Source organism: Nocardia sp. NPDC059229 (assembly GCF_042754165.1).
Classification (GTDB): Bacteria; Actinomycetota; Actinomycetes; order Mycobacteriales; family Mycobacteriaceae; genus Nocardia.
Window position 1 is genome coordinate 414,704 of sequence record NZ_JBHZAK010000005.1, and the last position, 10,295, is coordinate 424,998.

A 10,295-nucleotide genomic window follows, 5' to 3' on the forward strand; every position below is an offset into this window, starting at 1 on the left:
GCCGATACGATGTCATTTCGGCTGTTCGGTGGTCGGTGCGACAGAGCTGGTGGAGGTCATGTCGGCGGCGCGAAAGCGGCAACCGGTTTCGCTGCTGATGCCTCGAGTGCTCAGCCACAGCACGGTCCCGTTGCCGCCGTAGTAGCGAGCATTACGATCACCGGGCTTCTCGTCGAACGGAAACGGGTCGTGCTCGGTCGCACCCAGATCGGCCGCGAGCTGGCGGGCCTTCTCACGCACCTGCGGCCACACCGCATCCGGAATACCACCGTGCGTGGGGTCACCACCGTTGGTGATGTAGTTCGGCATGCTGAAGTCGCGGCCGTTCGTCTGGTCGTACGGGGCAGCGCATGCCCCGGGTTGGCGGTCGTTATTGGTCCATTCCCAGGTCATTCCTGGGACCAGTGAGCTTGCGTAGGCGGCGAGGTCCTTCACTGCCTGAGTCAGACGTGCTTGCGTGTCCTCGAGGGTGGGACGGGATCGGAGTACCTGTTCGGCTTGAGCTGTTTCGGCCGGGCCGGTCTTCTTGTACGGGTTGTCCAGGGAGTTCACGGAGTCACATCCTGTCGTCGTCGCGATCACCGCAGCGGTCAAGGCCGCCGCGATGCTGATTCGAGAGATGCAGGGTGTCATGGCTTCTTCACCGCCTCGGTAGGGAGACCTGCCACGATCGTCGCGATATTCCAGCCGGAGGTCCGCAGTGTCTTGCCGTCGTCGCCGAAGCGTGGGTAGTCGGGGTGCCCAGACGCACCGTCGCGACTGACACCGTCGGGCGTGGTATGTGCTGCGGTTTCCAAGTGGGTGAAGCCAGGCAGGGTTTTCGGATTGTCTCCGAATCGCGGGAGACTGGCGACCTGGTCGCCGCCGCCGGTCATCTCGTACCGATGACCATCGGGCACACGGAGATCCCCAACCTTCTGATCACCGCTCACGGGCCACCACGAGTGTTTGTAGTCCAGATCCAGCCCCGGTGACCCGTAGACGAGCAGGTCGTCGACGTTGGTCTTCTGCACCGCGAGCCCGGTCATCACCGAGCCATAGGAATGCCCGACCGCGGTCAGATGCACGGAACTGTCATCGTGGGAGGCTCGCACACCGTCGTAGAACGAGGCCAGCTTCGGTGCGCCGTCCTTGGCCATCCCGTCGTCGACGACCGAGAGTCCATGGATGGTCGTGCTGTCCCACTTGGTCGGAGGCCACAGCTGGCCCTGGGGCAGATCCGATCCGATCCACACGACGGGAACCTCCTGCTGCTTGTACTTCGGATCCTTGGGATCCAGCTTGGACAGCCTGTCGTCAGCGAGGGTTTTCACGGCCTTGGCTTCGGTGTACATGCCGCCGAGCGAGTCCTTGACGTTGGTGTTCAACCCCGGCGCGTGGACCGACACGTTCGCTGCAGTATCGGGGTTGCCGACCGCGACCGCGGCATGGGCCATCTTTCCGGATTGGGTGTCCATCAACATCAGCATGGCCTCAGGGTTTTTATCCAGCGTCGTCTTGATCGCCTGTAGGTCCCCCAGTTTGTCCTTGACCGACGGGTCACCGTTCTGCGCGCGAGTCAGCTCGTCATCGAGTTTCTCGCGGTTGTAATGATCGCGATCGATGGCCGGCAGCCCGTCACTGTTGCCGATGTACTGGTTCTTTTCGTAGATGGCGTCCTTCTCGGCCGGGGTCAGCCCCTCCCAGAAGTCGTGCAGCTTCTTCGGATCGGTCGGCAACGAGGACTTGCCATCCAGGATGTCTTGCACATCCGAGCGGACCGGTGCGCCGTCGGGCTTCTTCTCGTACTCACCGAGTGTCTGCAGATGAGTCGTGATCGCTTTCTCCGCAGCGGTTTCCCCATCCGCGAACTGCGTCAACAGGTTCTTGATCCGACTCTCGTACCCGGACGCCTGGCCATCGAGTACCTGCTGTTTCAACGCGGGTGCGGCCGAGTTCGGATCATTGGGATCGGTGGGCACCTTCGGCGCGTGCACGGTGCCGTCGTCATCGACGGTCATCCCCGAGTCCTTCATCTCGACATCGAGGATCTTCACCAACGCGGCTTTAGTGTCACCGAGCGAGACGCCGTAAATGTTGTACTGGTCGGCGATGTCCACGATGGCAGTCGCGAGATGATTGCCCTGCAGCTTGTGTGCCAACTTCTTCTCGGAGACGGCCGCCGCGCCCGCACCCTTCCACTGGTTCATCGCGTGGTCGACCGACCGCTCCATCTGATCGACCTTCGCGACGAACGCATCGTTCTGCGTCACCAGGTCCGTGGCGAAGTCGAGCATCGACTGCGGGTCGCATCCACGGACGTGACTGATGGTGGTCAATTCACGCCCTCACCACGACCATACTTGTCGAACTGATCCTTGTTGGCCTGGTCCATGTCCTCGTAGGTGCCCGACGCCGACTTGGCGCGCTCCGCCATCGTCTGTATCTGGCCACCGATCAACCCGTACGCCTTCACCACCGCGTCACCGACCTGCGTCGACACCGCCGCGACCGGGGAGTCCGGCATATTGACCGCCTTGGTGAGCTTGAGCTTGCCGATGTCGTCGGCCTGCCCACCGAGTTCGGTCGCCAGCCCGTGCAACGTGGATAGGTCGACCTCGAAAAATGCCGTCACCCCAGCAGCCCCCTGCTCAGTACGCGGTACAAACTCTGATGCACATTAACACGCAGGCCAAGAGCGAGTCTGACGTCGAGACGGTGCCGGTGGTCCGGGTTCATGGGCGCGAGGGTTCAATCGTGCCGTGCTCCGTCGCGTGCTTGACGATATCGCTGCCGATAACACCGGGGACCGGCAGCAACAGTAGGGTCGCCAGCGCCCAAATGAACAGCCAAGTGCGGGTGATCCCGGCAATGATCACGCAGACCAGTCCGATCACCAGGACCGCGACTGTCCCCGATATCGAGACGTTGATGCCATGGTCGACCTGGTCCACGCAGGAGCTGTCATGTTTGCACTGCTCGACGGCCAACGACTCGATTACGGTGGCCAGCGTCAACCAGATCGCGGTCGCGAAGGCTAGAACGAGGCACAAGCCGGTGATCACCTTGTCCCACTTGGGAATTCGCCGACTACGTGTGTGCGAGTTCGAAACCGGGGCAGATGCCGTCGTCATGCAGGCCAGCATTTCGCCTCAGGGCTTCGAACAAATCCGTAGAACTACCCAGCCGCTGCCGAACTGCTTCGACTACAGATCCGCAGTGTCGCAGTGTTGCCGGCAGGCTTCAGCCGTCGGCGTCCGTGCATTCCTTTCCGCGTAGCACCCGATAGAACCGAGGACGGCAGTCCGGCCATCTCCGCCGTGCGCCCTCGCAGATGTCCCGCGTCGCAGGATCTGTGGCTACCCGCGGGATCAATGCCGGGTATGCGCTCAGCTTCGTGCAGATGTCATTCCTCAGTGTCGGCGTTCCAGCCGACGCCAATCGATGGGAATACCGCGGACACGCCGAAACTGCTGGCGTCCGGTGTCCCATGTGATCGCCCACCCGGGTTCAGGTGCTGCCTCGCGCAGCGCGGCTTCGATGCGATGCTGGGCATCGACGCTGAGCTTGAGTGGCTGGAACGCGAAGTGGCGCCACTCGTCAGGGGAGCACACGATGTAACGGCCGCGTAGCCTCCACCGAAAGCGTGCAGGCGCGAAATCCCTGGTTGTGCACTGGGAGTCGCAGAAGTGGCAGAACCACGGTTGCGGTGGTCGCGCGATCCAGTCCGAGCCCCTGGGCGAGTTGTGGCGGAAGACCAGGTCGAGGAGTTCGGTGGTGCTGCGTGGGTCAGTCATGGGGCGATTATCGCTCGATTATCTTGTCCAGCAACGTTCTCGGTAGTCGCGACTGTGTAGGTTCAACGGCGGATGACGATCTCGATTGCCTCGGGACCGACTCCGTACGTCGCCGCGAGACCGGCTTTGGCCTGCGCGATCGTCAGGCCGGCTTCGGCGACCGCATTCCTGCCTGCCGCGGCCCGGGCAGTCGAAGCCTGCTCCCGTTCGGGCATTTCCTCGAACGTGAGGGTGTCGACGTCGATCCCGAGGTCTTCGAGTGTGGTGTACCGGACAGGGTTTCGCCATCCACCCCACAGGCCAGGGATGTTGATGCGGGCGAACTTGTCGATCTCGATCATCCACCGTTTCGGCTCGTCTATCGCCGGGCCCAGTCGTGCGATGTGTCCCACGAGGAATCCGCAGCCATGTGGCTCTGTGGCATCGGAGAACTCGTGGTCGGGGTTGTGCGTGGGCATCAGAAACCCCACTCCCGCCAGTATCTGGTGCCTCCGTGTCCAGAGGGTCGAACTAGCGCCATCGAAGCCGTCTCTTGATCGCGCGGATCGCGGTGACAGCCGCATCCCCGGTCTCGGTGTCGTCGAGGCAACGTTGGAGCAGCACGACGGTGTCTTTGTTTCCGAGGATCGCCAGGTCCTCGACAAATCCTTGCCGGTGCTCATAGACCGGGCCGGTGGTGAAGGTGGCCTGCAGATCTTCTGGGTTCCCGACGGCCCAGTGAAGCAGCCGTCGTACCTGGTCGGACCAGTTTTCGAGCAGTTGTTGGTGTGTGCTGAGCTCGCATTCTTCGAACTCGACGTCGGCGGCGTCTTTGAGGTGGGACCAGACATCGGCTGTGGTCGAGGCGCAGTGAGCGAGCAGCTCGTCCCACAACGCCAGTAGCCGGGGATGCGTCGGATCGGTACCGCGTACCAACGCGAAGAGCAACTCGTCGACGATGCGCCAGGTCTGATGCCCGTACGCTTGCGGGGTGTCCGCCGCGGCCGGCAGCTCCTGGGCGAGGGCAGCCCAGCCGCGCACGGCGATGAGATGAGCGCCGACGGTTTCATCTTCGAACACGCTGTCCCAGTCCATAGTGAGCACGGCCTCTTGCAGGACAGCGCGCGCTTCGGCGTCGGCGGGGTCGAAGTGGTCGAGAATGGCGCCGATGATCCAGGCGCGGTCGTACGGGAGGGCGTCGGATCGAGCGGCCATGACGTGGAGCCGAAGGAACTCGGCCGGTTCGAGGGCGTCGATCACATCGAAGTAGGGGCCGTGCAGGTCCTCATCCTCGAAGGTCATCACCACGGCACACTTGGCCGACGTCCAGGCTTTCGGATCCTCGGGTGCGTCGAGAATCGCCTCGATCTCCGCGCGGATCATGTCGTGGGTGTTGAGCGGGCCCATGCCGCGATAAGCAGTCAGCACTTCCAAGATGCCCCCGGTGAGGGCCATGGCGTCGGTTATGCACTGCTCCAGCGCCGAGCACATCCGTTCACGGGTGGTGTCCGCGGCGGTGGACACGCATTCCATTGCCTTGGCGAGGGCAGTCTGCCGTAGATGCTCGCTCTTGGCATTCCATGCGGAGGTAAGGACGGCAGGCAGCAGTTGGTGGTCGGTGGGATCGTCGGTACTGAGCAGCCGCAAGGTGATGATGAGCCGCCCCCACCTCGGTGGGGTGCCTGTCGCATGGTCCCACATCTGCTGCGCCGGTGAAGGTTCCAGGATGCGACGTCGATGCGGGAAGCCGCTGGTTTCGCAGGCATCGGCGACTACCGTCGCTGGCAGTCGACGCAGTTTCTCGGTGCGCAGGTACCACTCGTAGGTCGCGCGGACGACGGTGCTGATGGCGTAGCGGTCTCCGCTGTCGCGCAGGTGCCGCATTTGCGCGGAGCAGTGGCGGTCGGTGGCGTCCAGCAGTCGAGCGACGTCATCGAGAAACCTGCCGTCGTGCAGTGATTGACCTGCGGCTTGCAGGAGCGCTTGTTGGATGGGGGTGCGCGGTGAGCTGATCGCCCATTCGCCGCCGTCGAAGATGGCACCGGTGCTGTCGTGTCCGGGGATCCATTGGGCGCATGAGGTAGCCGTGGTGGCGTCGGCGAGCGCTGCCTGGACATCGGATGCGAGAGGTTCGCCGAGGAAGACCTCGACCTGTTCTGTTGTATTCACCTGGTACCGGCCCCTGTCCGGCGCTACAGAGCACGATAACGCAGATGCCCGACAATGACGGGCCGTCCTGCCGGATTGTCACCGAAACACCAATCGTGACAACGCAGTTGATGTGCGGGGCACCCTCCACCGCCGACCGTGCGACGGCATCCGGCATAGCTGGAAACAGACCAGCACGATCTGCTCCGCCAGCAGACGACCGGTAGGACTAGGAGGCCCGTTCGCGCGATCCCGGGCGGCGGATATCGCGGCGGTAGCGTGGTCATGGCTTGCCTCGCCTTGTCTTGATCGGCGAGCGTCCGTGCCCGACGTAGAGTCCACGACCGTGAGCATTTCGGCGAGAAAGATTGCAGCGGAGGGAAAATGACGAACAGCAAGCGTGTCCGAGAAAAGGCGCAAGGGCCAGATATGGGCGTGCGACGCGTCGAACGCTACACCGCAGCATTCGACTGGGTGATCGCGTGCCTCGACACCGGGCACTTCCTTGAGGCCGTCGCGGTGCTGGACTCGTTGATCGGTGATCGCCTGGCCAGCCGCTTCTCCTACCTGCGCAAGGAGCAGCCGCTGGAATCGATGACCGTCGGCGACCTGTGCGGAGCGCTGTTGAACGGATCCACCAAGAAATCCAACCCCGCGATCGAGGAAGACCCGCAGTTCCGCGCCGTGATCGAGGACATCCAGGCATGGTCGAAGGTCCGCAACATCGCGATTCATGCCACCGCGAAGATCTTCGGAAACGACGACCCCGCAATCTCTTTCGCCGACGGACTGACCGTCCACCGCGATACCGCCGTCCAAGGAGTGCGTTTGCTGCAACAATTCGACCTCCTCGACACCGCAGCTCGCGCCGCGCAGGATCGGGTACCGGGGACCTACCCGAACGCGTTTTTTCCCGACAACAGCCCGCGCTGGCCTCGGCGATAACGGGCCGGCCGGGTAGGTGAACCGGCACCGCGGATCCAGGCGATCGCTGTGGGTTTCCGTGTAGGAGGCCTGTTGTCAGCATGGTGCCGGTCGGTGGCCGGCCGTATCCTCACGCAGTGACTGATGCGGGGGATCAGAGTGTGATGGGTCCAGTTCTGCGGCTGCCCGGGGTTCCGGTAGCAATCGCGCGGAAAGCAACACATATGGCTGGACCAGCACGGATGGCGTTGTGATCGGTTGGGGCCGCGTGCGGGCTGATGCCCTCGATCCCGATCTCGGCCATGATCTTCGCGACGGTCTTCTCGCTCATCACCTCGCCGCGTTCACGCAGTTCGCTGCAGCGAGTGGCGAGGGTCCAGGCGGCGGTCTGCCTGGGTTGTCCGCTGTCGGTCGTGGGTTTTCGTGGTTATGTGTCGCGGTTGGTGAGGGTGGTGGTGAAGCGGTGTTTGTAGTCGGTGGGGGTGAGTCCGAGGTGGCGGGCGAAGGCGCGGCGTAGAGATTCGTCGCTGCCCAGGCCGCTGTGGCGGGCGGCGGCGGTGATGGTGTGTCCGTGCAGGATCAGTTGCTGGGCCAGGTCCAGGCGGACGCGTTCGATCCATCGTGCGGGGGTGGTGCCGAGTTCGGCGTGGAACAGGCGGGTGATCTGGCGGGGGCTCAGGGCGACGGTTGCGGCGAGGGTGGTGGCGCTGTGGTCGGCGGCGGGGTCGGCGTGGACGGCGTCGATGATGGTGCGCAGGGCCGGGGTGCGCGCCGGTGGGGTGTGCAGGGCGGTCGAGAATTGGGATTGGCCGCCGGGGCGTTGCAGGTAGACGACCAGTTCCCGGGCGACCGCGCGGGCGGTGTCGGGGCCGTGATCGTGTTCGACCAGCGTCAGTGCCATGTCGATGCCGGCGCTGACACCTGCCGAGGTGAGGTAGCGGCCGTCGCTGATGTGCAGTGCGTCGGCGACGACGTCGATGCGGGGGTATCGCTGCGCCAGGGTGCGGGCGTGTCGCCAGTGGGTGGTGGCGCGGCGGCCGTCGAGCAGATCGAGTTCGGCCAGCACGAACGCGCCGGTGCACACCGAGGCCACCCGGGACGCGGTAGCGGCCAGCGTGCGCGCGGCTTCGAGCAGCGCGGCCTCGATGCGATGCTCCACGAAATGGTCGGCCCCGGGGATGACGAGAGTATCGATCGGGCCGGCGTCCGCGGCGGCGGTCGTGGCGATGGTGATCTTCGACGAGGTGGTGACCGTGCCGCCGTCGGGTGAGAGCAGCACCGATTCGTAGCAGCGGTCGGCATTGTGCAGGACGTCGACCGGTCCGGAGACATCGAGCAGGGTGACGTGGTCGAAGACGAGGAAACCGACGCGATGAGTCATGTCCGGATCTGTGGTTTGTTTGTCGCATTGGACATGGTGGGAGTGTAGCGGGCCCGGGCACAGTGAAGAGGTCAACCACGATCGAAGGAGGCAGACAGCGGTGAGTGCGGAGACGATCGCGGGGGTGGCGATCCCCGACAGCGTGCCCGCCCGGGCGGCGACCGAGCGGGTGCGGGACGTGGCGGCCCTGCCGTATGTGGGCACCGCGGCGGCCCGGGCCGCGCGGGAGGTGGCCCGCCGCTACCATTCACCGGCGTTGTTCAATCACTCGGTGCGCTCGTTCTATTGGGCGGCGGCGCTGGCACAGGAGGAATGCCTCACCGTCGATATCGAGTTGCTGTATGTCGCGGCGATGTTCCACGACCTCGGCTTGGTGCCCGAATTCGATTCGTACGCCGTCGATTTCGAAGACGCCAGCGGTCATGTCGCCATGGTGTTCGCCGCCGGCGCGGGCTGGTCCCCGACGCGGGCGCGGCGCCTGCACGAGATCATCGTGCGACACATGTGGAATCACGTCGATGTCGAGGTCGATGTCGAGGGGCATCTGCTCGAACGCGCCACCGGCATCGACATCTGCGGCCGGGAGAACCACCTGCTGCCCGAAAGCACCCGCGCGGCGGTGCTGGCGCGATGGCCGCGGCGGGGCCTGGTCGAGGAGTTCACCCGCTGTTTCGAGCACCAAGCGGTCCGCAAACCCCGCAGCACGGCGGCGGTAGCACTCCGAACTGGGCTGGCGGCCAAACTCCGCGACAACCCGCTCGACTCCGCAAGCGACACCACCACCTTGCCGTAACCGGGCACCGCTGGGCACTACGCGGCCCGCAGACGCCAAGGACGAGTGATTCCGAGGTCGGATCCCCTGTCCTTATGGGTCTGCCGGTTCATCATCGACATCGTCGACCGCTGGCTGGTCTGAGCAACCCGTGCGGTCAACCGGTGAGATAGCTCAACCTTGCCGGAGTAGTGACGCCACCGAGTGCGGCCCTCCTCGGAATGTCGAGGCAGAGCCTCGAAGCCATGAGCGCGATGCCCGGATCCGGGTGCGATGCCTATGCCAGGGCATGGTGCCCGCGCCGGGCGGGTGACCCAGGCGCAACACCGCCTCCGATGTGAGGCGGAAGCTTCGCTCCAAGGAGGAGCAGTCAAGGCACCCCCCAGACGGGGCGCCTTCTTCGCTTCCATGTGTGCATGTCGAGGGTGGCTGGATCGCGGTCGGGCTTTCGATTTCGGTTTGGCCGTGCGCTGGTTTGCGTCAGATGCGGGGTGGGGCGGGGCTGCTGATGATGCGGTGGATGGTGGAGCGGCCGACGCTGTATTCCTCGGCGAGGTCGGCCAGGCTGGCGTCGTCGTCGGGGTCGTGGTAGCGGCGGTGGATCGTTTTACGTGCTGCGAGAGGCAGTTTCGGAGCTTTGCCCTTGAGACGGCCTTTGGCGCGGGCCTTGGCCATGCCTTCGCGGGTGCGCAGGTGATTCAGGTTGGCCTCGAATTCGGCGACCATGGCCAGGGTTTGCAGGAAGAGTTTGCCGAACGGGTCGTTCCAGTCGTAGACGGAGCTGCCGAGCCCGAACAGGACATCGCGCTGGCGCAGGTCGGTCAGGATCTCTCCGGCTTCAGCCATGTTGCGGGCGAATCGGTCGAATTTCGTTGTGGTCAGCACCACCTGCCGTCCGGTGACAGCCGCCGCTGCCGAGGTCACCGCGGCGAGCGCGTTGTCGAGGCCGGCGCGGTTTTTGCGGGTGGTGCCGGAGAACCCGGTGTCGATGAAGATCCGTTCGCGTGGAACGCCGAGCGCGAGCAGTTGGTCGGTTTGGATCTCGACGTCTTGTCCGTCGGTGGAGCAACGGCAGTATCCGACGCGGAACGGTTCACCCATACCCGGAATTGTTCCGGATAGCGGGGGTTGAGCGGGACAGTGCTCGGAACACCTCTACGGAACAGGTGCGAGCTGGGTCGGAAGCGGCGCGGCGGAGTGTTGGGGGGGGGGGGGGGGGGGCCCCCCCCCCCCCCCCCAAAGAAAAAAAGACGGGGTGTGTTTTAGGAGTTGTGATTAGGTTTAATATATGGAAGTGTTTTTTTTGGGGGTAGGT

The 10,295-nt window shown here is 64.4% G+C and carries 12 protein-coding genes; 2 read left to right on the top strand and 10 right to left on the bottom strand.

Annotated elements, in window-relative coordinates; all coding sequences use genetic code 11:
• Positions 1–12: 12 nt before the first annotated feature.
• The 7 genes from ACFXHE_RS15395 to ACFXHE_RS15425 all read right to left on the bottom strand — a co-directional run bounded on the left by ACFXHE_RS15395 (position 13) and on the right by ACFXHE_RS15425 (position 5,639).
• Positions 13–552, bottom strand: a complete 540-nt coding sequence (locus ACFXHE_RS15395) for an LppA family lipoprotein (RefSeq protein ID WP_379383396.1) — start codon at positions 550–552, stop codon at positions 13–15.
• Between the two features lie 77 nt (positions 553–629).
• On the bottom strand, positions 630–2,318 hold the full coding sequence (locus ACFXHE_RS15400) for an alpha/beta hydrolase (RefSeq protein ID WP_379383398.1): 1,689 nt from the start codon (positions 2,316–2,318) through the stop codon (positions 630–632).
• Positions 2,315–2,614: a hypothetical protein gene (locus ACFXHE_RS15405; protein ID WP_379383400.1), complete on the bottom strand. Its 300-nt coding sequence runs from the start codon at positions 2,612–2,614 to the stop codon at positions 2,315–2,317. Before ACFXHE_RS15405 ends, ACFXHE_RS15400 begins: the two co-directional genes overlap by 4 nt.
• A gap of 100 nt (positions 2,615–2,714) precedes the next feature.
• Entirely contained in the window at positions 2,715–3,113 is a 399-nt protein-coding gene (locus tag ACFXHE_RS15410) for a hypothetical protein (protein ID WP_379383402.1), read from the bottom strand.
• 279 nt (positions 3,114–3,392) lie between these two features.
• Positions 3,393–3,776 carry a hypothetical protein gene (locus tag ACFXHE_RS15415; RefSeq protein WP_379383404.1) on the bottom strand — a complete coding sequence of 128 codons (384 nt, stop codon included), beginning with the start codon at positions 3,774–3,776 and terminating at the stop codon, positions 3,393–3,395.
• 62 nt (positions 3,777–3,838) lie between these two features.
• On the bottom strand, positions 3,839–4,246 hold the full coding sequence (locus ACFXHE_RS15420; protein WP_379383406.1) for a hypothetical protein: 408 nt from the start codon (positions 4,244–4,246) through the stop codon (positions 3,839–3,841).
• A gap of 40 nt (positions 4,247–4,286) precedes the next feature.
• Positions 4,287–5,639: a hypothetical protein gene (locus ACFXHE_RS15425; RefSeq protein WP_379383408.1), complete on the bottom strand. Its 1,353-nt coding sequence runs from the start codon at positions 5,637–5,639 to the stop codon at positions 4,287–4,289.
• Between the two features lie 648 nt (positions 5,640–6,287).
• On the opposite strand from ACFXHE_RS15425, the gene ACFXHE_RS15430 reads away from it, so the two are divergent.
• Positions 6,288–6,848, top strand: a complete 561-nt coding sequence (locus ACFXHE_RS15430; protein WP_379383410.1) for a hypothetical protein — start codon at positions 6,288–6,290, stop codon at positions 6,846–6,848.
• Between the two features lie 133 nt (positions 6,849–6,981).
• Here ACFXHE_RS15430 and ACFXHE_RS15435 read toward each other — a convergent pair whose 3' ends face one another.
• A complete protein-coding gene (locus tag ACFXHE_RS15435) occupies positions 6,982–7,158 on the bottom strand; it encodes a hypothetical protein (protein ID WP_379383412.1) in 177 nt (58 codons plus the stop codon).
• Between the two features lie 96 nt (positions 7,159–7,254).
• Positions 7,255–8,208, bottom strand: coding sequence for a GlxA family transcriptional regulator (locus ACFXHE_RS15440; protein ID WP_379383414.1), 954 nt, complete (start codon positions 8,206–8,208; stop codon positions 7,255–7,257).
• A gap of 100 nt (positions 8,209–8,308) precedes the next feature.
• On the opposite strand from ACFXHE_RS15440, the gene ACFXHE_RS15445 reads away from it, so the two are divergent.
• Positions 8,309–9,001: an HD domain-containing protein gene (locus ACFXHE_RS15445; RefSeq protein WP_379383416.1), complete on the top strand. Its 693-nt coding sequence runs from the start codon at positions 8,309–8,311 to the stop codon at positions 8,999–9,001.
• Positions 9,002–9,460: 459 nt separating this feature from the next.
• Here the strand turns inward: ACFXHE_RS15445 and ACFXHE_RS15450 are convergent, their stop codons facing one another.
• Positions 9,461–10,081: a recombinase family protein gene (locus ACFXHE_RS15450; RefSeq protein ID WP_379383418.1), complete on the bottom strand. Its 621-nt coding sequence runs from the start codon at positions 10,079–10,081 to the stop codon at positions 9,461–9,463.
• Positions 10,082–10,295 lie beyond the last annotated feature (214 nt).

Bases quoted from the DNA above. Each gene is read 5' to 3' on its own strand.
- ACFXHE_RS15410 (WP_379383402.1), bottom strand. From the start codon at position 3,113: ATGACGACGGCATCTGCCCCGGTTTCGAACTCGCACACACGTAGTCGG.
- ACFXHE_RS15415 (WP_379383404.1), bottom strand. From the start codon at position 3,776: ATGACTGACCCACGCAGCACCACCGAACTCCTCGACCTGGTCTTCCGC.
- ACFXHE_RS15425 (WP_379383408.1), bottom strand. From the start codon at position 5,639: ATGCGGCACCTGCGCGACAGCGGAGACCGCTACGCCATCAGCACCGTC.
- ACFXHE_RS15430 (WP_379383410.1), top strand. From the start codon at position 6,288: ATGACGAACAGCAAGCGTGTCCGAGAAAAGGCGCAAGGGCCAGATATG.
- ACFXHE_RS15435 (WP_379383412.1), bottom strand. From the start codon at position 7,158: ATGAGCGAGAAGACCGTCGCGAAGATCATGGCCGAGATCGGGATCGAG.
- ACFXHE_RS15440 (WP_379383414.1), bottom strand. From the start codon at position 8,208: ATGACTCATCGCGTCGGTTTCCTCGTCTTCGACCACGTCACCCTGCTC.
- ACFXHE_RS15450 (WP_379383418.1), bottom strand. From the start codon at position 10,081: ATGGGTGAACCGTTCCGCGTCGGATACTGCCGTTGCTCCACCGACGGA.